Genomic DNA, 22,411 nt, shown 5'->3' with positions numbered 1-22,411 from the left:
GCATAAGGAGAAAAGATCTATGTTTCAATCCAACCCATTTTACATGAAGATAAGCGGCCCCTATGCGTTGTTCACCGACCCGATGAGCAAGGCGAATGGGGAAAAATTTACCTACCAAGTCCCGACGGCCCAAGCGCTGCAGGGCATCGTCGAAGCCGTGTATTGGAAGCCGACGCTGCGGTATGTAGTCGACGAAGTCAAAGTATTGAAACCGATTCAGACGGAGACGAAAAACATACTTGTACCCATGGTGAATGGGGATAAAGATTTGAGTTATTACACGTATTTAAAAGACGTGGCCTACGCCGTGAAATTTCATTTTGAGTGGGCCGACCGGCCGGATATGGAAAAGGATCGGAATGAAAAGAAACACGAGCAAATATTGCTGCGATCGATGAAACGCGGCGGACGGCACGATATCTTCCTGGGGACGAGGGAATGCATCGGCGAAGTAGAACGGCTGCGGGCCAGCGAATACGAAGGGCTGACGACGCCATTTTCTGGAAAGATGTCCTTCGGCATCATGTTCCATTCCTTTTCCTATCAGGAGCGAATGAAAAAAGGAGGCCTTGCCGGCACGCTGTATTCGCAGTTTGCGCCGATCGTCATGAATGACGGCGTCATTACATTTATACGGCCGGAAGAATGCTTCATTCGCCATGAACTCCGCGATTATCATGTAAAAGAATTTACGGAAGACATGTATATGTCCGTTGACGAACAATGGAACCTATATGACGAGGAGGGAGGAATGGCCGATGAATCTGCTTCAGGCGCTGCTTCAGACGTATAACGCTGCTGAAGCGGCGGGATTAGTCGACGTGTGGAAAGAATCAGAGCCTATGCTGCTGCCGCTGTACCACTCGAGCCGCCAGAGCCGGGGCGAAGATATCGTGCAGCTGACTATCAGCCGGGACGGGATGTTTTTGCAGGGCCGTTTTTTGACAAAAGGTGAATATACGGTCTTTCCCGTGTCGGAAGGCTCTCTCATCCGCACGGCCAACGACTGCCCCCATTTTCTGTGCGACGAGTTTTCCTATCTTGCGCCTGTAGAAAAAAAGAAGGGCGCCCGCCACAGCTTATATATGAAACAGCTTCAGGACCTAGGGGAGTATGAGAAATGCCATCGCAATGAAGATTTCCAAAGCATATGTACCTACCTCATGTCGGGGACTATCCGACGGGACGTGCTGCGTACGGTCCAAATCTGCTGCGGCGAGCAGGCCTACGACGTTGAGGGAGACGTCGTCTCCTGGCAGGAAGAAGAAAAAGGGAAAGGTAAAACACGGCAAATTTCTTTGGAAGATTTGTTCATTACCTTTGCCGTAGAACGCAGCGACGGAGCCGTATCGGTTTCGCAGAATCGGGAACTCCATCGATTTTTTATAGACTACGTGCAGTATACAAACCGCGATAAGCCTGTAGAACCATGCGACGTTTCCGGCCTTCCCATGTACTGCGTGTCGTCCCATCGCGGCGTCGTCGGCACGGCGAAGCTGATAGGCATCAGCAATCATAAGGAAGCGTACATAGGGCGTTTTACCAAGGGGGAGCAAGTCTTTCACTTGGGCTACGAAACGTCGCAGCGGATTCATAATATGCTGAAATACTTATTGGATACGAAGCGGTACAGCGAGTATATCGGCGGCGGAGCCAACGTCGTTTCGTGGATGACCGGAGATTTGCCCTTAGGCGGCGCTCCGATCATGAAGGACATGGAAGAAGAGGAGCGGGATGATATCCTCGAAAGCGTCGTCATGGGAGAAATCGCCGTAGAGCCTGTTCCCATACGGCGTACGGAAGAAGAGGTACTGCACGGGAAAGATAGCAAGACCATCGCCCAGTATTTTGCCGGCAAGAAAGACGCCGGAGATGAGATTTTCGATAACTACTTCTGCGTTCTCGTACTGGAAAAGGTCAATAACGGCAGGATGGCCGTAAAGTATTTCCGCGCGTTTCCCAAAGCCGACATAAAGCAGCGGGCCGAGGCCTGGTACGAAAGCATGAAATGGCCCGGATGGTCGGCAAAAAAGAAAGCCTTCGTGTTAAAAACACCGTCGGTGTACTCTGTCGTCCATTTCCTGTACGGCCAGGAAACGGAGAAGGGGATTATCTGCGCGAACGATAAGGTACGGCGGGCGGCTATTGAACGGCTGCTGCCCTGTATCCTGGAAAGAAAGCCCTTGCCGGCCGATATGATGCGAACGGCGTTTTTCCGCCTTACGAACCGTCAGTCCTATAGGCAATACTGGCCCCAGGCGTTGCTGATGGGCTGCGGCATCGTCAAGAAATATTATTGGGATCATGAGATGTGGAATCAGAAGATTCCCATATTGAACGATAAAGGAGCGATACTGCGTATGGACAAGCGAAGCTTTGCTTACGGGCGATTGTTGTCCGTGTATGAAAAAATGGAAACGGCGGCCTTGGAAAGTAAGAGCGGCGGCGAAGAAAAGAAAAAAGAAAACTCCAATCTGCGCGTTACCAACGCGGCGCGCTTGTGGTCCTCCATGATACACCGCCCGTATCGGACGATTTCTATTTTAGAAGAGCGGACCCAGTATTGTAAGGCCATCCTGAGCAAGCAGAAGCCAGGATACAAGGTCTATTTTGAGAAGATATTGGCTGAGCTGTATACTGAAATTATGGAATATGAAGGGGACGGGCAGCATCATGAGAAGACGGCCAATTCCGATTTCATATTAGGCTATTATTATCAGCAGCAGCAATTTTATAAGAAAAAAGACGAAGGGGCCGACGCGCGGCGGCAAGAAGGAGGAACGGCGGTATGAGCAGCTTGACGAAGAAAATAGATTTTGTGTTGTTTGTATCGGTACGGCAGGCAAATCCTAACGGCGATCCCTTATTGGGAAACATGCCTCGTACCGATTATGAAGGCTATGGGGAAATATCCGATGTCTGCATCAAACGAAAAATACGCAACAGGCTTCAGGACATGGGACAGGAAATTTTCGTACAGGCCAACGATCGGGTAGATGATGCCTGCAAGTCATTGGAAGAACGGTACAAGGCTCATTTTACGTCAAAAGAGACTGTTGAAGACGTTGCTGCGGAGGCATGCCGGCGGTGGATCGACGTGCGAAGCTTCGGACAGGTTATGACCTTCCAAAAAAAGCAGTCGTTGGGCATCCGGGGTCCCGTGTCTGTCAGCCTGGGGAAAAGCCTGTCCCCTGTCGATGTGATTACCATGCAGATTACAAGAAGCACAAACGGTATGGCCTCGGAAAGTGGAAAGCGGTCGGCCGATACGATGGGAACGAAGCATTTTGTGGATTTCGGCGTATATAAGATTACAGGCAGCATGAACTGCTATTTTGCACAGCGGACAGGCTTTTCCGACGAGGACGCCCAGCTGATTCGGCAGGCCCTGTTGTCCTTGTTTGAAAATGATATGTCGTCGGCTCGTCCCGAAGGCAGCATGACCGTAGAGAAATTGTATTGGTTTGTTCATCCCAATGCCTTAGGGATTGCCTCGTCGGCGAAGATTCATCAACTCGTGCAGGCGCAGGCTCCGGCCGATGAAAAAGTCCATGATTTCTCTGATTACGCCGTGTCTGTAGATGAAGACCGGTTCAACCTGTATCGGCAAAAGGGTCTGACATTAGAAATTGAAGACGGTATATGATGAAAAACGTAGGACAACGAAACGAAACTGAATATTTGCAGCTTGCCGGCCTGCAGCATTTTTCTTTCTGCCGCCGGCAATGGGCCCTCATCCACATTGAGCAGCAATGGGCGGAAAACTACTTTACCGTCGACGGAGCGATTAAGCATACATTGGTAGATGAAGGGCTGAGCGATGAAAAGATGGGCAAGAAGCGCGTGCTGCGCTCCTTGCCTGTCGTATCTCACGAGTTGGGAATACAAGGCGTGTGCGACGCTGTAGAGCTGATAGAAGACGAGGGCGGAGCTTACTTCAGCAAATACGGCGCCTGCTTTATCGTATACCCCGTGGAATACAAGCGCGGGAAGCCGAAGACGATAGAAAGCGACATACTGCAGCTTACGGCTCAGGCTATGTGCCTGGAAGAAATGATGGAAGTCCGCGTCTCCCAAGGTGCGGTATTTTACTTTGAAACGCGCCGGCGGGAGAAAGTCGAATTTACGGACGAGCTGCGGGCAACGGTCAGGAATATGGCTGCCGAAATGAATAAGTACTACCGGCAGGGCTATACGCCGAAGGTGCGGAAAAGCGCAAAGTGCCGGGCTTGTTCGCTGCAGGATATCTGCCTTCCGGGACTGCAGAAATTAGAATCGGCCCGCTCGTACGTAGAGAGGACGTTGGGAGAATGAGAAAGCTACTAAATACATTGTATATCACGAAGCCTGACGTGTATTTAGCGACGCAGGGAGAGAATATCGTCGTCCGGGAACAGCAGAAAACACTGGCCCGTTATCCCCTTCATAATTTGCAGGACATTGTACTGTTTACGTATTTGGGAATGAGCCCGCAGCTTATGGAACGGTGCATGGAATACGGCATCGGCATTGCCTATATGTCGCCGCGGGGACGTCTTATTGCTCGGATTCAGGGAAGCAGTAAGGGAAATATCCTGCTGCGGCGGACGCAGTACCGCGTAGCCGATGATCCGGCCCAATCATTGGATATTATCCGCAACATCATTGCGGCTAAAGTGTACAACGAAAAATGGGTCATGGAACGATATATTCGGCAGTATGAGCATCGGCTGGACGGCAGGCGTCTGCAGGCTTGTTCTCTGCAGCTGACGGATATGCTGGAAAAGGTTTGGGGCGCGTCTGCTTTGGATACGCTGAGAGGCTTTGAAGGCAGCGCTCAGGCTTTGTATTTTTCCTGTTTTGACGACATGATTTTAAATCAGAAAGACGATTTTACCTTTGGCATACGCTCGCGCCGGCCGCCATTGAACCGCGTCAATGCCCTTTTGTCCTTTATGTATGCCGTATTGGCCAACGACGTAGCCAGTGCGTTGGAGACGGTTGGCCTGGATGCTTATGCTGGATTTATGCACGTCGACCGACCGGGCCGCGTTTCGCTGGCTCTGGATGTGATGGAAGAATTGCGGGCTCCCGTTGCGGACCGCTTTGTCCTGTCCCTGATCAATAAAAAGGTCGTCGATGCTGGGGACTTCGACGCCGAGAGCAACGGGGCGGTCATGTTAAACGAATCGGGGCGCAAGAAAGTGATTGCCAAATGGCAGGAACGCAAAAAAGAAGAATTGACTCATCCCTATATAAAGGAAAAGATTTCCTGGGGATTAGTTCCGTTCCTGCAGGCGTCGTTATTAGCCCGGTTTTTGCGGAACGATTTGGACGCCTATCCGCCCTTTCTTTGGAAATAACAGGAATTGAGGTGGCAGACGAAATGTATATTCTAGTTTCGTACGATATCAGTACGAATTCAGCGGCAGGAAAACGCCGCCTGCGGACGGCTGCTAAGATATGTTTAAACTATGGGCAGCGCGTTCAAAACTCTGTATTTGAATGCGAAGTAGACGAAGGACAATATTTGCAGCTGAAACACCAATTACATGAGGTGATTGACGAATCTGTCGATAATTTGCGTTTCTATCGCCTCGGGAAACACTATAAAAAGACCGTAGAATCCATCGGCGTCGACAAACGATATGACATAGAAGGCCCGTTGATTCTGTAGCGGCTTTCCGGCAATAGAAATAGGCTGTGCGAATCGTAAGCATCGGACATATACCAGGGAGATTCGCACTCAAACAAGTAATATGCTGTCAAAATAGACGGCGATTTTCAGCAAATCAGCTGGATAAAGTTGTATAGGATTCTAGATATGCTACGTTTCGGAGTAAGAGATGCCAAATGTAGCTGTCACCCTCAGTGTGAGGGTGTGGATTGAAATTTACTTGATGTAACTGTTACGACTGACACCAATTGTCACCCTCAGTGTGAGGGTGTGGATTGAAATTTTTTCAAAGCCTGCTTCCATAGTACCATCTTGAAGTCACCCTCAGTGTGAGGGTGTGGATTGAAATTTTGTACCAGCAGTTCCACAGCATTTTGCCGGAAGTCACCCTCAGTGTGAGGGTGTGGATTGAAATATGAAAAACATATAAATCAGTTATTCGGAACTACGTCACCCTCAGTGTGAGGGTGTGGATTGAAATCAGCAGATAGGCGTCCGCTACGGAATCGGCAAAAGTCACCCTCAGTGTGAGGGTGTGGATTGAAATCCGTTGCAAAAAGTCGCCGCCTCGCAACGTCGGGTCACCCTCAGTGTGAGGGTGTGGATTGAAATAAATCCCGATACGGACAAAAAAGTATCGGCGCCGGTCACCCTCAGTGTGAGGGTGTGGATTGAAATATATGGGGTAGGTGATATGTATGGAATCAGACTAGTCACCCTCAGTGTGAGGGTGTGGATTGAAATTTCACATTGTTACGGCTTATGATGAGCGTCGATGGTCACCCTCAGTGTGAGGGTGTGGATTGAAATTATTGACAGCTCTTGTTGTTGACCGTCCTACATCGTCACCCTCAGTGTGAGGGTGTGGATTGAAATTGCCATGATATATCAGCTCCTTTATATGCTGTAAGTCACCCTCAGTGTGAGGGTGTGGATTGAAATGTCAGCAACGCATCGGGCACGTTTTCAAATTGCGGTCACCCTCAGTGTGAGGGTGTGGATTGAAATGAGCAATCAATGAAACGAAGAATACCCGCAGCTGGTGTCACCCTCAGTGTGAGGGTGTGGATTGAAATGTCTAAGGCGCGACGGTTCAGGTCGTCAAACAAAGTCACCCTCAGTGTGAGGGTGTGGATTGAAATAGAAAGAGGTATTCGCATAATTCCTACAACAAAAGTCACCCTCAGTGTGAGGGTGTGGATTGAAATTTTTTGGATGAATTTGTTGGTATCGGTCATGAAGAGTCACCCTCAGTGTGAGGGTGTGGATTGAAATCTTTCAGCTCGGCTCGCAACAAATATTTAATAACGTCACCCTCAGTGTGAGGGTGTGGATTGAAATCGCCGTACTCATTGGTATATGCTACGGACGCAACGTCACCCTCAGTGTGAGGGTGTGGATTGAAATGTCCATATCGGTCTTAAATACGGTCGTGGCGTACGTCACCCTCAGTGTGAGGGTGTGGATTGAAATTTTTTCCGGCTCCACGACTGGGGTATGCCCCGGAAGTCACCCTCAGTGTGAGGGTGTGGATTGAAATATCGTGTCCAGCAAGGTCTTTGGTGTCTCGCTCCGTCACCCTCAGTGTGAGGGTGTGAATTGAAATTATAAGGTAAAGAACAGTGGGCGGGTGCCTCTAGCGTCACCCTCCACGCGAGGGTGTGGATTGAAATAGATACACCGGACGAAATGCTTTCCTACATTTTTCGTCACCCTCCACGCGAGGGTGTGGATTGAAATTTGCTAAACAAGAAAAGCTGAACTACTCAGCTCGGTCACCCTCCACGCGAGGGTGTGGATTGAAATGTCAGCATTTCCACACATTCGGCCGGCGTCTTGTTGTCACCCTCCACGCGAGGGTGTGGATTGAAATAATACGTTGGAGAACACGGTAGTGAAACCAGACAGTCACCCTCCACGCGAGGGTGTGGATTGAAATGCAATGTGGTCGTACATGCCCGGAAATTCCATCGTGTCACCCTCCACGCGAGGGTGTGGATTGAAATTGGTCATACTATACAAAGATACTCGTGGTGTGAGGTCACCCTCCACGCGAGGGTGTGGATTGAAATGGCCGGGCCATGTTGGATAAAGACGATAATGGTATGTCACCCTCCACGCGAGGGTGTGGATTGAAATGGTAAGGTCGCATTAGATAAACGGTTGAATGGTGGGTCACCCTCCACGCGAGGGTGTGGATTGAAATGCCGATTGTTGGGCATTACAGCTCGACAGAATGTAGTCACCCTCCACGCGAGGGTGTGGATTGAAATTTCTCAGCTTTGGCTCGTTCGGCCGCTGTGCGGTGTCACCCTCCACGCGAGGGTGTGGATTGAAATAAACGCACGGCCGGCGAGCTCATCGAGGAACTGAGTCACCCTCCACGCGAGGGTGTGGATTGAAATCTCCTCTACAATTTCCATCGCTCTAAAATCATCGGTCACCCTCCGTGTGAGGAGGCGAATTGAAAACTTAATATTACATTTTTGGATAAAATTATGGTAATAAAAGAATCGTAATATCTGTTATATATTAAATAGAGGTTAATTGTAAAATGAATTTGAACAGGTAATCAAAAAAACAAAAATCCATAGTGAAGCTTCATGTTAAAATGGTTTTGCGAGAAATCATCAACAAAGGAGCAATCACTATGGATCACATCCATTCTAACACAATTGAGGACGTACGTACACCCGGCCGCCATCTTTCTTTGGAGGAACGTGGCATGATTCAGGCCCTGCATCGCCAGGGGCTTTCCCTTCGCAACATCGCTGCTGCAGTAGGATGTGCTCATACGACTGTTTTCTATGAACTTCGGCGTGGAACGCCGGATCGGAAAAGCAAGCACGGTCGTGCCCCTCAGTATATGGCAAAGCGCGGTCAGAAGGCTTATGCAGAGAATCGCAAGAACTCCAGGAAGCCTTGTAAAATCGATCATGACGACTGCGAGCTGTTTATCCAATGGATGGTGGAACGAGTCCGCCAGGAACACGCTGGTCACTGGATGCCTGCGTTGGCTATGCTAGGCGAAATAAGCTATTTACTCCGGAACAGATTCCCTGTACCAAGACGCTCTACAACATGCTTTGGGCTAACAAACTTCCACTGTCACTCTTCGAGGTACCGCAGGTCTTGAAGCACAAACGCCGCCGCAAATGGGTGCGTAAGAACAAACGTATGAAGGGTCGCTCCATTGAGGAACGTCCTGCCGTCGTCGATGATGGTACCGAGATGGGCCACTGGGAAGTGGATACGGTCGTTGGTCGGCGCGCAGGTCGTGAAGCAGTAGTCTTCACCGCTGTTGAAAAGGTTACGCGCAACTACATCGCTATCCGAATTCCTGGGCGTACCTGCGCCGGCGTTGAAGCTGCTCTTGCACAGTTGCAGGAGCGATATGGCGCAGAGTACTTCAGCCAGATCTTTAAGACGATGACGGCCGATAACGGTCCAGAGTTTGAGAACTTATCGCAGTTCGAGAACCTCGGTACCAAGATATACTTTACACATCCGTACAGCTCATGGGAGCGGGCTCAGAACGAACGCCACAATGGCCTGCTGAGGGATTTCATCCCAAAGGGCATGTCCATGGAGCGGTTCTCTGATGAGGATATCCTGAACATGGCAGATACGCTGAACCAGCGCCCACGGCGTGTTTTGGGCTACCATACGCCGTCAGAGCTATTTGATGCATTCCTCGATGAAGTTTATGCTAGTGAGTGTGTTTCCTGATTATGGTTGTTCAAATTCAACTTGCAATTTACCTATATTAAATAGACTGAGACATAGGATGAATTAAGATTAAAATTTATTATACATGGGTATATAGAGAGTTTTGTTGCAAACGATATAAAAAATTTAAGCACCGCTAATTGCTCCTCCATATCTGTTATATTTTGTATAATTTATATTTTTATCTAGTGTAACTGTTAAAAATGATGAAAATAAATTGAATATCATATATATCTGTGTTATTATAATTTTACTATCGAAGGGGAGGGGAAAGGCATGATTAAGCGGGAGGCGTACATGAGCCGTATTCGGCCGTTTATTGGAAGCGATTTGGTCAAAGTACTAACGGGTATTCGGCGCTGTGGAAAGTCTGTTATGCTGGAACTGATTCAGGAGGAGATAATGGCGTCTGGTGTAGATCCTTCTCAGTTTATATCTATTAACTTTGAAAATATGAGCAATGCCAGTCTTTGTACTGCTCAAGCCCTTCATGATGAAATCATCTGCAGAGCGGCTAAGATTTCAGGAAAGATATATCTCTTTTTTGATGAAATTCAAGAAGTGCAGAATTGGGAAACATGTATCAATTCCTTTCGGGTGGAGCTGGACTGCGATATTTATATTACAGGCTCTAATGCCAAGCTGCTTTCCGGCGAGCTGGCTACATATTTAGCCGGGCGATATGTGGAGTTCGTCATCTATCCCTTTTCTTTTGATGAATTCATTCAGCTGTACCGTACTATTTTCCCGGAAGCAGATGTCAGGACGTGTTTCAATCGTTATCTCACTGCTGGAGGAATGCCGTATTTAGCCAACCTGCGATATGAAGAAACTGCTTGCCGTCAGTACTTGCAGGATTTGTTTAACTCTGTAGAGCTTAAAGATATTGTTCAACGCAATAAAGTTCGCGACGTAGATATGCTGGAGAGGATTATTGCCTATGTGACGGCCAACATCGGCACTACCTTTTCATCTACAGCTATTTCTAAGTATTTGAAGAGCGAAGGGCGGTCCGTATCGCCGGAAACGGTTTTAGGATATTTGAAAGCCTGTACTGACGCCTTTTTGTTCTATCAAGTGAAGCGGCAGGATCTCCGGGGGAAGAAAATTCTTACGGTGAACGAGAAATACTATGTGGCCGACCATGGTGTGCGGGAGGCCGTGTTTGGCGGCAATCAGCGAGATATTAATTTGGTATTGGAAAATATTGTCTATTTGGAGCTGCTGCGCCGCGGGTATGTTGTAACCGTAGGTAAAGTTGGCGATAAAGAAATTGATTTTATCTGTGAATCGCAAGGTAATCGGCTGTATATCCAGGTCGCCTACTTGTTGGCGTCAGAGGAAACGATTCAACGAGAATTTGGCGTTTATGAGCGAGTTCGGGACAATTACCCTAAGTACGTTCTTACGCTGGATGAGTTTGACATGAGCCGGGACGGCATCAAGCATCGAAATATTCGCGATTTCCTGCTGGAAAAAGAGTGGAGATAGACGTTGTCCGAGCTATCTGTTTACTGGATTAGATTTTCCCTTTTATGTTCCCTTAGGGATATGGTATCGGAAACAATTCTCGGAAAATCGCATAATTCAGTTAGTGAATGAGATTATATACTTTAATACATGGGTAAGTGCGAATTGCAAGTATCGGATATATCGTGGAGAGATTCGCACTCAAACAAGTAACATGTTGTCGAAATAGACAGCGATTTTCAGCAAATCAGCTGGATAAAGTTGCATCAAGTTCTATATATGCTGTATTTCGGAATAAGATATACCAAATGCAGCGGTCATCCTCCGTGTGAGGATGTGGATTGAAATGTGCAAACGGCGTTGCCGGTGGCGATACCGTACAGGTCATCCTCCGTGTGAGGATGTGGATTGAAATTTTACCGCATGTCTTATCATTGGTCTATATCTATGTCATCCTCCGTGTGAGGATGTGGATTGAAATCTTCAATCGCTGGGTGCCAGACGGCAAGAGCTGTGTCATCCTCCGTGTGAGGATGTGGATTGAAATAGCATGATTTGGTTGGCAAATCCCCAGACACATAGTCATCCTCCGTGTGAGGATGTGGATTGAAATGTTCATATCAACTTCCATGCCGCCGATCCGCTCGTGTCATCCTCCGTGTGAGGATGTGGATTGAAATTTACCGCTGCGTCCCCGGCGTCGTTTCATTTCGACGTCATCCTCCGTGTGAGGATGTGGATTGAAATATCCCACGAGTCCAACAAGCTATTGACATCGTTTTGTCATCCTCCGTGTGAGGATGTGGATTGAAATACAGACGGGGCTGTCCCGATATTGGTGGGGTGCCGTCATCCTCCGTGTGAGGATGTGGATTGAAATAGATACCCGATGACACGAGTACCGTAGTCTACGTCGGTCATCCTCCGTGTGAGGATGTGGATTGAAATTCCTCTGGCATGGTGGGTGGCTTAATGCGTATCAAGTCATCCTCCGTGTGAGGATGTGGATTGAAATGCATCGTCGGGGCGGTATTTTTCAGCCGCGTCCTGTCATCCTCCGTGTGAGGATGTGGATTGAAATTGCGCCATATGCATGCTCTCAAACGAGGCGCCGGCGTCACCCTCTGCGTGAGGGTGTGGATTGAAATTTCATGAGGTCGTCGATGCAAAAATCGCTGCACCGGTCACCCTCCACGTGAGGGTGTGGATTGAAATCAGCTAACTGCAGTAGCAATATCCGTTTTTGACGTGTCGCCCTCCGTGCGAAGACTGTTCCTGTATTTTTTGTATGTACCATGACTGCGGCTTGTATATTTTATAATATGCCCTTATATACTTATTATGTATATAAGGGCATATATACTATTGGGTCAGGAAAATATTTCGGTTAATTGTAAAATGAATTTGAACAGGTAATCAAAAAACAAAAATCCATAGTGAAGCTTCATGTTAAAATGGTTTTGCGAGAAATCATCAACAAAGGAGCAATCACTATGGATCACATCCATTCTAACACAATTGAGGACGTACGTACACCCGGCCGCCATCTTTCTTTGGAGGAACGTGGCATGATTCAGGCCCTGCATCGCCAGGGGCTTTCCCTTCGCAACATCGCTGCTGCAGTAGGATGTGCTCATACGACTGTTTTCTATGAACTTCGGCGTGGAACGCCGGATCGGAAAAGCAAGCACGGTCGTGCCCCTCAGTATATGGCAAAGCGCGGTCAGAAGGCTTATGCAGAGAATCGCAAGAACTCCAGGAAGCCTTGTAAAATCGATCATGACGACTGCGAGCTGTTTATCCAATGGATGGTGGAACGAGTCCGCCAAGAACGCTGGTCACTGGATGCCTGCGTTGGCTATGCTAGGCGAAATAAGCTATTTACGCCGGAACAGATTCCCTGTACCAAGACGCTCTACAACATGCTTTGGGCTAACAAACTTCCACTGTCACTCTTCGAGGTACCGCAGGTCTTGAAGCACAAACGCCGCCGCAAATGGGTGCGTAAGAACAAACGTATGAAGGGTCGCTCCATTGAGGAACGTCCTGCCGTCGTCGATGATGGTACCGAGATGGGCCACTGGGAAGTGGATACGGTCGTTGGTCGGCGCGCAGGTCGTGAAGCAGTAGTCTTCACCGCTGTTGAAAAGGTTACGCGCAACTACATCGCTATCCGAATTCCTGGACGTACCTGCGCCGGCGTTGAAGCTGCTCTTGCACAGTTGCAGGAGCGATATGGCGCAGAGTACTTCAGCCAGATCTTTAAGACGATGACGGCCGATAACGGTCCAGAGTTTGAGAACTTATCGCAGTTCGAGAACCTCGATACCAAGATATACTTTACACATCCGTACAGCTCATGGGAGCGGGCTCAGAACGAACGCCACAATGGCCTGCTGAGGGATTTCATCCCAAAGGGCATGTCCATGGAGCGGTTCTCTGATGAGGATATCCTGAACATGGCAGATACGCTGAACCAGCGCCCACGGCGTGTTTTGGGCTACCATACGCCGCCAGAGCTATTTGATGCATTCCTCGATGAAGTTTATGCTAGTGAGTGTGTTTCCTGATTATGGTTGTTCAAATTCAACTTGCAATTTACCAGGAAAATATTTCCTGTATAAATACAAAAAAAAGCCTATGGTAATAAGAGAAAGTATGGTATTATTAAAATCATACAAATGTATTTATAGGAGGGATTTTTTATGGAATTGCTTAGGAATTGGAAGGTGCACCTATTTGCGTTCATTATCATCATTATTGCTGAACTGATAGGCGTTCATTCTTTCGGTCTCGTCGTATTTTTACCGCTGTTGTATGCACTGGTAATGGGCGGCATCCTCAGTTATCCGTCTCTTGGAGTCATGAATGAAAAAATGATGGATGTAGCCGGCAAGGTCATGCCGATTGCCATGCTGGTGCTGATCGTAAAGATCGGTCTCGGCATCGGGCCGAACCTGCACATGCTGCTGAATTCCGGCTGGGCGTTGATCATGCAGGAATTAGGCCACTTCTTCGGCACGATCGTCTTCGGCCTTCCCATGGCGCTGGCCTTGAAGATGGGCCGCGAAGCTATCGGCGCCTGCTATTCTATCGACCGCGAACCGAACGTAGCGATTATTGCTGAAAAATACGGTATTTTTTCTCCTGAAGGCCGCGGCGTTATGGGTATGTACATCTGCGGTACCTTGTTCGGCGCGCTGTGGATTTCTATTCTGAGCGGCATCATTGCCAGGACGGGATTTTTCCATCCTTATGCCCTGGCGATGGGCGGCGGCATCGGCAGCGCCAGCATGATGGCCGCGTCTATCGGCTCTCTGGTCGCCGTATTCCCGGAAGAAGCGCAGCGCATCCAGGCCTATGCCGGCGCGGCAAACCTCATGACGACCATTTTGGGTATTTACTTCGCCCTGTTCATTTCCCTGCCCGTTACGGTTAAGGTATATGAGCTGGTTACGGGTGATAAACGGTCTAAAAACGCTCCTGTCGAAGCGGTTCAGGAAGAAAACGTCGTTGCCGACGCCGTTCCCAAGGCTGCGGAAAAGCAGAGCTTTGGCGACATGATGCGCGACACGATCATCATTTTAGTATTGACCGGTATTTTCTGCACTGTCGGCAACTGCGTCGGCTTCGGCGGCAACTTTGCCGATTCGGCTATCAGCTCTATCGTCTTTGTCGTCCTGTCTCTTATCGGCGTGCTGCTGGCCCATGTTCCCGGCCTGAATAAGCTGCCTATCGTGTTCTGGGCATCTATCATCGCCGTCATCGTGTCGATTCCCGGATTCCCCGGCGAAGCCTGGATTACTCAGACGACGGGCAAGTTCAGCGTACTGGCTGCGACGACGCCGATCCTGGCCTATGCCGGCTTGTCGCTGGGCAAAGATATTCCGGCCTTTAAGCGCCTGTCCTGGCGTATCGTTCCCGTAGCGCTTATGGTAGCGACAGGTTCGTTCCTCGGCGCGACGATTATGGCGGAAATCGTCCTTCATCTGGAAGGCATATTCTAAGCAAGCAAATCTTATGAAAAAAGGTGTGTGCGAATGACAAAAGAAGAATTAAAAAAAGCGGTGTGCGAAGCCATTGAAAAGCGCTTCGACGACATAAAGGCCTTCGGCGAATCTATCTTCGCCGAACCGGAATTGGGCTATAAGGAATATAAGACGTCGGCCAAGGTAAAGAAAGCCTTCGACGAATTGGGCATTTCCTATACGGACGGCTGGGGAATCAACGGCGTAAAAGGCCGCATGAAGGGGACGAAATCGGACCGCACCGTCGCCGTCTTCGGCGAGCTGGACGCCCTGGTCTGCCGCAATCATCCCGGCGCCGACGAAACGACAGGAGCGGCGCACTGCTGCGGCCACTACGTACAGATGGCCAACCTGATGGCCGTCGCCATGGCCCTGCACGATACGGACGCCATGAAATATTTGGGCGGCGACGTCGTTTTATTCGCCGTGCCTGCTGAAGAATGCATTGAAATCGAATACAGAAATTCCCTGCGGAATAAGGGAAAAATTCATTTCTTCGGCGGCAAAGAAGAAATTATTTACCAGGGCGGCTTCGACGATATCGACGCGGCGATGCAGATGCACGTCACGACGACGGACGACCCGCAAGGCGAAATCCAGCTCGGCAGCCCCTGCGACGGCTTCATCAGCAAGCTCGTCGAATACCACGGCAAAGCGGCGCACGCCGCGGCGGCTCCGCACGACGGCATTAACGCCCTGAACGCGGCCATGCTGGGCCTCATGGGCGTCAACGCCCTGCGCGAAACCTTCCGCGAAGAAGATTACGTCCGCTTCCATCCCATCATCACCAGCGGCGGCGACTTGGTAAACGTCGTTCCCGATCACGTGCGGATGGAAAGCTACGTCCGCGCCGCCTCTGTCGAGGCCATTAAGGAATATAACGCCAGCGTCGACAGGGCCCTGCAGGCTGGGGCGATGGCCGTCGGCGCGACCTGTGAAATTCAGAATCTGCCGGGCTACCTGCCCATGCGTCAGGATACAAAACTGACGAAGCTGCTGGAAGAAAACTGCCAGTCCATCTTCGGCGCAGAGCACATCCGCTATACGCCTCAGGATACGGGCAGCACCGATATGGGCGACGTATCGCACCTCATGCCGATTATCCATCCCTGGGTCGGCTGCGTCCACGGCGCGCTGCACAGTGTGGATTTCACCCTCTTTGAAGAAAAGACGGCGTACACGAAGACGCCCCAGGCGCTGGCCTGCGTCCTCATCGACTTGCTTTACGGCGACGCCCAGGGCATCGAAGACCTGCTGGACGGCTACAAGCCCCTCATGACGAAGGAAGAATATCTGGAGTATATGGCGTCCATAAAATAACGGCATTTTTAAACGAAAGGTAATCGGGCCGTAACGATATACGGAATTGTCCGACGAAACAGGCCGTCGGTGGCCGCGGTACGAACGCGCGCGGCAAGGCGGCCTGTTTTTTTGCTGCAGGAAAGCGACGCTGATACCTGTATGATATATAAATCATGAGCATACTGGTCATATAAAAATGATACGGTAAAGTTATCAGACTCCATTGACAAGAAAGGAAAATAGTATAAACTTATACAAAAATAAAAGTGTTCATATAATGGAACAGGACGAACGACAGCGCCATGAAATAGGGGATATGGTCTTCCTTGGCTTCGTCGTCTATGGAGAAAGAAGGAAGTTTCAGTGGAAATCAGTCTGATATTACTAAAGGAAACGGTAAAGCTGTTTCTCATCATGCTCATGGGCTTCGCCCTCATACGGACGGGCAAGCTGCGCAGCTCCGACGGCAAGGCCTTGTCTGTCCTGCTGGTCTATCTCATCCTGCCGTGCGTCATCATCCATTCCTTTCAGGTAGAGCCGAGCGAGGCCGTGCGCAGGGGGCTGTTCTTCGCCTTTTGTGCCGCCGTCGCTGTTCACGCCTTGTTCATCCTCCTCACGGCGGCTTTCCGTCCCATCTTTAGCCTGAAGGCTGTCGAGCAAATGGCCTTGATTTATACCAATGCGGGCATACTGGTCTTTCCCCTGGTCACAGCCCTGCTGGGGACGGAGTATCTCATTTATCCCTGCGCCTACGCCGTAGTCCAGCTGATATTGCTATGGACGCACGGCTCCTGCCTGCTCTGCGGGCGAGGAGAAATCCATATCCGCAGCATCGTCTGCAACATCAATATCTTGGCCATATGCTTCGGCGCAGCCCTCTTTCTGCTGCATATTTCCCTGCCTCCCCTCATCGACCAGACTATGGGCAGCGTCGGCTCTATGATCGGTCCCGTCGGCATGCTCATTACGGGCATGGCTATTGCCGACTGCGATTTGAAGGAAATCTTCGGCAAGCTTCGTGCCTATCTGCCCGTAGGCCTGCGGCTCATCGTATATCCTGTCGTCCTGGCCAGCGTCCTGGCCCTGTTGGGTGCGGCATCTTTTGTCGACGACGGGAAGAACATTCTCATGACCATATTTTTAGCGTCTATTACGCCGACGGCGGCCATCGTCACGTCTATGGCCGCCTTATACGACAAGGACCCGGTGTATTCGGCCGAGCTGTGCGTCTTGTCGACGATCTTGTCTATCCTTACGATGCCGTCCCTTTTATTCGTATTTGACAAATGGATATGAAAGCTTCCCGGCGCGGCGAAAGGCCCTCCGTCCATGAAGACGGCGGGCCTTTCGTTCATTAAGGTGATTTAGTTGAATATGGGAATCATAGGAGAAAATGCGGAATTATTGGTCGTCGACGTTGATGATCTTCGACGGGTTGAGGATGTTGTTGGGGTCGAGGGCCTTCTTGATGGCGCAGATCATCTTGTATTCGCCGGGAGGCGTGCAGCGCTTGAAGTCGTGGAGCTTCTTGTAGCCGATGCCGTGTTCGCCGGACATCTTGCCGCCTAAGGCGTATACTTCGTCGAACAGGTCTTTATGGAAGCCTTCCATCTTTTCCATCCATTCGATAGGAGACAGCTTGTCGACGTTCAGCGGCAGGACGTGGATGTTGCCGTCGCCGATATGAGCCGACGTTACGCTGTAAATGCCGTGTTTTTCTTCCAATCCCGGAATCTTGGAGGTGATTTCGGCGATGTGTTCGAGGGGAACGACGAAGTCTTCGGCGACGAACATGATGTCGATGTCGCGGGCCGCTTCGGCGAATTGACGGCGGCATCCCCAGATGCGGTCGTCGGCCTGGATGACGTCGACGGCGCCCATGGCGTCGCACAAATCGCTCAGTTTTTCCATCTTCTTGTCCAGTTCGTCTTCGTCGAACGTTTCTACCGTAATGATGACGTAGCAGCAGCCTTCGTCGACGTGGGGCAGGGATACCTTGCAGAACTTGCTGCACATGGACAGGGCCTTGTTGTCCATGTATTCGATGCTCGTCGGTTCGAGGCCGGCCTTGAGGATCTTGTTGGGCAGGGCGAATCCCTTTTCATCTTCCTTGAAGATGGCGACGAGGTCGAATTTATACGGCGGCAGGGGACGGAGCTTCAGCGTGACTTCCGTTACGATGCCCAGGGTGCCTTCGGAGCCGCAGATGAGCTGTTCCAGGCAGTAGCCTGTGGAGCATTTCTGCAGGCGCGCGCCGACGTCGACGATGTCGCCTGTCGGCGTGACGACCTTCATGCCGTAAATCTGGTTGCGCGTCGTGCCGTATTTGACGGCCTTGTTGCCGCCGGCGTTGGTCGCGACGTTGCCGCCGATCTGGCAGCTGTCGGCGCTGCAGGGGTCGCCGGCGTAGAGCAGGCCGTATTCGTTGACCGTCTTTTGGATGACGCTGGTGCGGACGCCGGTCTGGACGACGGCGTACATGTTGTCCGTATCAATTTTCAGGATTTTGTCCATGCGGTCCAGTTCCATGACCATGCCGCCGTGGACGGGGATGGCGCCGCAGGCGACGCCGGAGCCAGCTGCGCGGGGCGTAATCGGTACGAGGTATTTATTGGCGAGCTTTACGACTTCCGCTACTTGTTCCGTCGTTTCGGGGAAGACGACGACTTCCGGCGTGTGGAACCAATAGGAGTTACCTTCTTCGTCCGTTTTGTAGACGTCTAATTTTTCCGGGTCGACAGTGACGCCCTTTTCGCCTAATACGCTTTTCAGTTCCTGTACTAATTCGTCCGTTACTTTGTTGAATGTTGACATACGATGACACGCTCCTTCTGCAAGTGATTAAAAATAAACAGGATATGCTGATAATGCCTTATTCTTCGACGGTCCGGTTGCCCCAGAGAGAGGCGATAAACGAACAGAATACCGTCGTAAAGACGACGCCGATGGCTCCGGGGATGGCGGCCAGGGGATCGAAGTACGTAATGCCCAGCGTTACGGCTAAGGCCGTGTTCTGCACGCCGATGACGAAGGTCATGGCCTTGCCCTTAGCCTGGGGCATGCGCAGGAGGCGGGATACGGAAAAGCCGACGATCAGGCCGATGACGGTGTAGAGGATCATGGCGACGGCGGCCATCAGGGCCACGGTCTGCAGCCGTTCGACGTTCAGGGCTACGACGACGAGGATGATGCCCAGCAGGGCCAGTACCGTAAATAAGGGGACGATCTTCTGAATGACCGGCATCTGTTTTTTGCAGACCTTATTGACAATAAGCCCTAAGACGATAGGGATGATGATAATCTGAATGATGCTGATGAATAACCCCACGGCGTCGATATCTACGTACTGCTTTACGTAAAACAGGAGCAGCACGGGCATGATAAAGGGGGCGACGATGGTGCTGATGCTGGAAATGGTGACGGACAAGGCCTTATCGCCCTTTGCCAGGAAGGTCATGACGTTGGACGACGTGCCCGTAGGGCAGCAGCCGAGGAGGACGAAGCCGACGAGGAGCATAGGCGAGAGGTTGAGGAAGGTGCCGATGCCGAGCCCGACGAGGGGCATAAAGACGTACAAGGTGACGACGCCGATGATGACGTCCTTCGGTCGGGAGAAGATGAGCTTAAAGTCGTTGGGTGACATGGACAGGCCCATGCTGAGCATGATAATGCCTAAAAAATAGGAAATCCAGCTGCCGTAAGGCTTCAGCGGCTCGGGATAGAAGTAGGCAAATACGGCGCAGAGGATGACCCACAACGTGACGTATTTGGTAAAAAAGGAAATAAATTTTAATAAACCAGCCATGACCTAAACACCTCCGCTTGTAAAAGAATCTGCTTTGTGCAATCGGCTTTGATAAAACGAACACGTTCCATTTATAACATATTTTAAATGCATATTATAAATGCGTTTTAGTTAATTGTAGAATATCCTATCCTTCCGAATGTGTCAAAATTTGTACAAAAGGCCGGAAAAACGAGGGAATTATTCAGCCGAAGGCGGTAAAATGACTGGAATGTGAAACAAAAAATAAAAGCATTGCCGTAAATTTAATTACGAACAATGCTTTTTGCTTTTGAAATATGATATTTATAAACTGTTTAGGTGAAATAATTTAAGGAAGTGGGTGTTAAAGAAATTCAGGTGGCGGCGCAGGATAGATTCGGCCAGCTGGCGGTCGTGCAGGGCCAGGACGTCGCAGATGACCAGGTGATCCGTGGCGATGATGTCGTAATACCCTTCGGGCGGATTGTAAATCATGTAGCTGCGGTAGCGGAACAGCTTGAACTTGATTTGCTCGTACAGGTCGGACAATAAAGGCGAATCAGCGAATAGGACGAGCTTCAGGTGGAATTGGTATTCCAGATCCATGATCGTCCGTGACAGGATGTCGCGAGGCGTTTCGTCTGCGCGGCAGCATATGTCGTTCATCTGGTGTGCCAACTCGCGCAGCTCTTCTAGCTGAGTATCCGTCGCGGCGACGGCGGCCCGGCCGGCGGCGTACGATTCCAAGAGAAAGCACAGCTCCTTTAAGTCGGTGTACTCTTTGATGGAAAAGCCCGTCACGCTGTACTTATGGGATTTTTTGACGTAGCCTTCCTTTTCCAACCGGCTCAGGGCGTATTTCATGGGCGACCGGCTGATGCCCAGCTGCTTGGCAATGGCGTTTTCGTTAATCCAGCTGCCGGGAGGGATGCGGAAGCATACGATTTCTTGAAGCAGAATCGTGTAGGTAATGTCGTTCAGCGACATGAACGGGTTTTGTTGCTGGAGTAATTCTATCGACATCTTGTCCATCCGGGTACCTCCTGTCCAGAGCCATTGTACAGCTTTATTATAGCAGGACTTCCGGCAATGTGTAGGGACGGGGACTTTCAAAATCTGCAAGGAGCGCCGCGCCGGCCCGGACGGGGAGACACGACGCGGCAGACGGCTTATGGCCGGCAGTTTCGGGATAGATGAAGATTTTTAATGTGAATTTGTAATGGTAAATATGTTTTTTTATTATTTATAAAATTCATGATACGATGTACAATATAAATAAATGATATAGTTCCTTCGGGAGAGGGGGAAGGCAGGTTAGGTATGGACATCAAGAGATATTTAGCCAAGGAAGGCGAAAAAATTGATTTGAGCAAGTTTTCTACAGTCTGCGACGTCGACATAGATAAGGAAAAGGTCAAGACGGAGCTCATGCCCCAGGCCATTGAAGAAATGAAGCAGTGGCAGGAAAAGCTGTTTGCCGAAGGCCAGTACGGCATTTTGATCGTGCTGCAGGCCATGGATGCGGCCGGCAAGGACGGCACGATCAAGCACGTGTTCGCCCGCCTGAACCCGGCGGCGGTCCACGTTCACAGCTTCAAGCAGCCCAGCACGGAAGAAAAGGAACACGACTACATGTGGCGCGTCAACAAGGCCCTGCCCAGCCGCGGCGAAATCGGCATATTCAACCGCTCTCACTACGAGGACGTCGTCATAGCACGCATTCACAACTTGATTGAAAGCGACGGCCTGCCGGAAGAGCTGATCAGCGACGGCATCTGGAAGAAGCGGTACCGCCAGATTTGCGACTGGGAAAAATACCTGACGGAAAATGGGTTCCCGGTCATCAAGATTTTTCTCCACGTGTCGAAGGCCGAGCAGAAAAAGCGCCTCATCGACCGCATCGTGACCAAGCAGAAGAACTGGAAGTTTTCCATGTCCGATATCGAAGAACGGCAGTACTGGAACCGCTATCAGAAGGTGTACAGCGAGGTCATCTCGGCGACGACGAAGAACTACGCGCCGTGGTATGTCGTACCGGCGGACAACAAGTGGTATACGCGGTACGTCGTGGCTCAGATCGTCCTGAAATCGCTGCGGGAAATCAATCCTGATTTCCCCAAGCTGTCGGCGGAGGTAGAAAGCCAGCTGGAGCAGTTCCGCAAGATTTTGAAAAACATCGACATTGAAGACTTGAAATCCATCAAAGAAAGCATGAAATAAAAGTCTTTGACATAGGGATATATGTCATGCTATAGTAAATGAAATTACATATTGCAGGTCAGGTGTCGCAGACTTAATAGAGAAGACCGGTGAAAGGCCGGCGCGGTCCCGCCGCTGTAAGGATGAGCTATGCTGCATGATGTCACTGTGCCCCATAGGCATGGGAAGGCGCAGCGGAGCGATGAATCCGAGCCAGAAGAACTGCCTGACTGATAATCACCGACAGACCTGCGAGCGATG

Annotated in this window: 16 protein-coding genes, 1 pseudogene, 2 CRISPR repeat arrays and 1 riboswitch; of the genes and pseudogenes, 14 read left to right on the top strand and 3 right to left on the bottom strand. The window is 50.3% G+C overall.

Annotation, left to right across the window (positions count from 1 at the left end):
* The first annotated feature begins 19 nt into the window (after window positions 1-19).
* The 13 genes and pseudogenes from cas5c (at window position 20) to DKB62_RS06370 (ending at window position 17,481) form a co-directional block, all read left to right on the top strand.
* Complete coding sequence (gene cas5c, locus DKB62_RS06425) at window positions 20-793, top strand: type I-C CRISPR-associated protein Cas5c (RefSeq protein ID WP_107196256.1); 774 nt, start codon at window positions 20-22, stop codon at window positions 791-793.
* Window positions 759-2,792, top strand: coding sequence for a type I-C CRISPR-associated protein Cas8c/Csd1 (gene cas8c, locus DKB62_RS06420; RefSeq protein WP_157949721.1), 2,034 nt, complete (start codon window positions 759-761; stop codon window positions 2,790-2,792). Before cas5c ends, cas8c begins: the two co-directional genes overlap by 35 nt.
* The gene (cas7c, locus tag DKB62_RS06415) at window positions 2,789-3,646 is read left to right on the top strand and encodes a type I-C CRISPR-associated protein Cas7/Csd2 (RefSeq protein ID WP_107196254.1); all 858 of its coding nucleotides are present in this window, start codon (window positions 2,789-2,791) and stop codon (window positions 3,644-3,646) included. Before cas8c ends, cas7c begins: the two co-directional genes overlap by 4 nt.
* Window positions 3,643-4,314 (top strand): CRISPR-associated protein Cas4, encoded by a 672-nt coding sequence (gene cas4, locus DKB62_RS06410; protein ID WP_232818808.1) that lies wholly within the window; start codon window positions 3,643-3,645, stop codon window positions 4,312-4,314. Before cas7c ends, cas4 begins: the two co-directional genes overlap by 4 nt.
* Window positions 4,311-5,342, top strand: coding sequence for a type I-C CRISPR-associated endonuclease Cas1c (cas1c, locus tag DKB62_RS06405; protein ID WP_107196253.1), 1,032 nt, complete (start codon window positions 4,311-4,313; stop codon window positions 5,340-5,342). The genes cas4 and cas1c overlap by 4 nt, the downstream gene beginning before the upstream one ends.
* 23 nt (window positions 5,343-5,365) lie before the next feature.
* Window positions 5,366-5,656 (top strand): CRISPR-associated endonuclease Cas2, encoded by a 291-nt coding sequence (gene cas2, locus DKB62_RS06400; protein WP_095629594.1) that lies wholly within the window; start codon window positions 5,366-5,368, stop codon window positions 5,654-5,656.
* A gap of 184 nt (window positions 5,657-5,840) precedes the next feature.
* Window positions 5,841-8,061: a CRISPR direct-repeat array (repeat unit 32 nt; unit sequence GTCACCCTCCACGCGAGGGTGTGGATTGAAAT).
* 206 nt (window positions 8,062-8,267) lie between these two features.
* Window positions 8,268-8,420: pseudogene (locus DKB62_RS12955) on the top strand (helix-turn-helix domain-containing protein); the annotation flags it as partial.
* A gap of 197 nt (window positions 8,421-8,617) precedes the next feature.
* Complete coding sequence (locus DKB62_RS06395) at window positions 8,618-9,385, top strand: IS30 family transposase (protein WP_205410340.1); 768 nt, start codon at window positions 8,618-8,620, stop codon at window positions 9,383-9,385.
* Window positions 9,386-9,661: 276 nt separating this feature from the next.
* Window positions 9,662-10,876, top strand: a complete 1,215-nt coding sequence (locus DKB62_RS06390; protein ID WP_095629593.1) for an ATP-binding protein — start codon at window positions 9,662-9,664, stop codon at window positions 10,874-10,876.
* Window positions 10,877-11,171: 295 nt separating this feature from the next.
* Window positions 11,172-12,070: direct repeats of the CRISPR family, unit length 32 nt; unit sequence GTCATCCTCCGTGTGAGGATGTGGATTGAAAT.
* Window positions 12,071-12,348: 278 nt separating this feature from the next.
* Complete coding sequence (locus DKB62_RS06385) at window positions 12,349-13,425, top strand: IS30 family transposase (protein ID WP_115759887.1); 1,077 nt, start codon at window positions 12,349-12,351, stop codon at window positions 13,423-13,425.
* A gap of 135 nt (window positions 13,426-13,560) precedes the next feature.
* Window positions 13,561-14,862 (top strand): DUF3100 domain-containing protein, encoded by a 1,302-nt coding sequence (locus tag DKB62_RS06380; RefSeq protein WP_107196059.1) that lies wholly within the window; start codon window positions 13,561-13,563, stop codon window positions 14,860-14,862.
* Window positions 14,863-14,895: 33 nt separating this feature from the next.
* Entirely contained in the window at window positions 14,896-16,203 is a 1,308-nt protein-coding gene (locus tag DKB62_RS06375; RefSeq protein ID WP_107196060.1) for an amidohydrolase, read from the top strand.
* Between the two features lie 345 nt (window positions 16,204-16,548).
* Window positions 16,549-17,481, top strand: coding sequence for an AEC family transporter (locus DKB62_RS06370; RefSeq protein WP_107196061.1), 933 nt, complete (start codon window positions 16,549-16,551; stop codon window positions 17,479-17,481).
* Between the two features lie 105 nt (window positions 17,482-17,586).
* Here the strand turns inward: DKB62_RS06370 and DKB62_RS06365 are convergent, their stop codons facing one another.
* The 3 genes from DKB62_RS06365 to DKB62_RS06355 all read right to left on the bottom strand — a co-directional run bounded on the left by DKB62_RS06365 (window position 17,587) and on the right by DKB62_RS06355 (window position 20,983).
* The gene (locus tag DKB62_RS06365; protein WP_107196062.1) at window positions 17,587-18,999 is read right to left on the bottom strand and encodes an FAD-binding oxidoreductase; all 1,413 of its coding nucleotides are present in this window, start codon (window positions 18,997-18,999) and stop codon (window positions 17,587-17,589) included.
* Between the two features lie 58 nt (window positions 19,000-19,057).
* Complete coding sequence (locus DKB62_RS06360; protein ID WP_107196063.1) at window positions 19,058-19,990, bottom strand: bile acid:sodium symporter family protein; 933 nt, start codon at window positions 19,988-19,990, stop codon at window positions 19,058-19,060.
* Between the two features lie 285 nt (window positions 19,991-20,275).
* Window positions 20,276-20,983, bottom strand: coding sequence for a GntR family transcriptional regulator (locus tag DKB62_RS06355; RefSeq protein WP_107196064.1), 708 nt, complete (start codon window positions 20,981-20,983; stop codon window positions 20,276-20,278).
* Window positions 20,984-21,271: 288 nt separating this feature from the next.
* Here DKB62_RS06355 and DKB62_RS06350 point away from each other — a divergent pair, with 288 nt between their 5' ends.
* Window positions 21,272-22,171, top strand: a complete 900-nt coding sequence (locus tag DKB62_RS06350; RefSeq protein WP_107196065.1) for a PPK2 family polyphosphate kinase — start codon at window positions 21,272-21,274, stop codon at window positions 22,169-22,171.
* Window positions 22,172-22,214: 43 nt separating this feature from the next.
* Window positions 22,215-22,394, top strand: a riboswitch (cobalamin riboswitch).
* Window positions 22,395-22,411 lie beyond the last annotated feature (17 nt).

Source organism: Megasphaera stantonii, from assembly GCF_003367905.1.
Taxonomy (GTDB): Bacteria; Bacillota; Negativicutes; order Veillonellales; family Megasphaeraceae; genus Megasphaera; species Megasphaera stantonii.
The sequence above is the reverse complement of the archived record's forward strand: the minus strand, read 5'-3'. Positions and strand labels throughout refer to the sequence as shown.

Excerpts from the sequence above, each read along its gene's own strand:
- DKB62_RS06385 (WP_115759887.1), top strand. The coding sequence starts at position 12,349 with ATGGATCACATCCATTCTAACACAATTGAGGACGTACGTACACCCGGC.
- cas2 (WP_095629594.1), top strand. The coding sequence starts at position 5,366 with ATGTATATTCTAGTTTCGTACGATATCAGTACGAATTCAGCGGCAGGA.
- DKB62_RS06390 (WP_095629593.1), top strand. The coding sequence starts at position 9,662 with ATGATTAAGCGGGAGGCGTACATGAGCCGTATTCGGCCGTTTATTGGA.
- cas5c (WP_107196256.1), top strand. The coding sequence starts at position 20 with ATGTTTCAATCCAACCCATTTTACATGAAGATAAGCGGCCCCTATGCG.
- DKB62_RS06375 (WP_107196060.1), top strand. The coding sequence starts at position 14,896 with ATGACAAAAGAAGAATTAAAAAAAGCGGTGTGCGAAGCCATTGAAAAG.
- DKB62_RS06350 (WP_107196065.1), top strand. The coding sequence starts at position 21,272 with ATGGACATCAAGAGATATTTAGCCAAGGAAGGCGAAAAAATTGATTTG.
- cas4 (WP_232818808.1), top strand. The coding sequence starts at position 3,643 with ATGATGAAAAACGTAGGACAACGAAACGAAACTGAATATTTGCAGCTT.
- DKB62_RS06395 (WP_205410340.1), top strand. The coding sequence starts at position 8,618 with ATGGATGGTGGAACGAGTCCGCCAGGAACACGCTGGTCACTGGATGCC.
- DKB62_RS06355 (WP_107196064.1), bottom strand. The coding sequence starts at position 20,983 with ATGGACAAGATGTCGATAGAATTACTCCAGCAACAAAACCCGTTCATG.
- cas7c (WP_107196254.1), top strand. The coding sequence starts at position 2,789 with ATGAGCAGCTTGACGAAGAAAATAGATTTTGTGTTGTTTGTATCGGTA.
- DKB62_RS06360 (WP_107196063.1), bottom strand. The coding sequence starts at position 19,990 with ATGGCTGGTTTATTAAAATTTATTTCCTTTTTTACCAAATACGTCACG.
- DKB62_RS06380 (WP_107196059.1), top strand. The coding sequence starts at position 13,561 with ATGGAATTGCTTAGGAATTGGAAGGTGCACCTATTTGCGTTCATTATC.
- cas1c (WP_107196253.1), top strand. The coding sequence starts at position 4,311 with ATGAGAAAGCTACTAAATACATTGTATATCACGAAGCCTGACGTGTAT.
- DKB62_RS06365 (WP_107196062.1), bottom strand. The coding sequence starts at position 18,999 with ATGTCAACATTCAACAAAGTAACGGACGAATTAGTACAGGAACTGAAA.
- cas8c (WP_157949721.1), top strand. The coding sequence starts at position 759 with ATGAATCTGCTTCAGGCGCTGCTTCAGACGTATAACGCTGCTGAAGCG.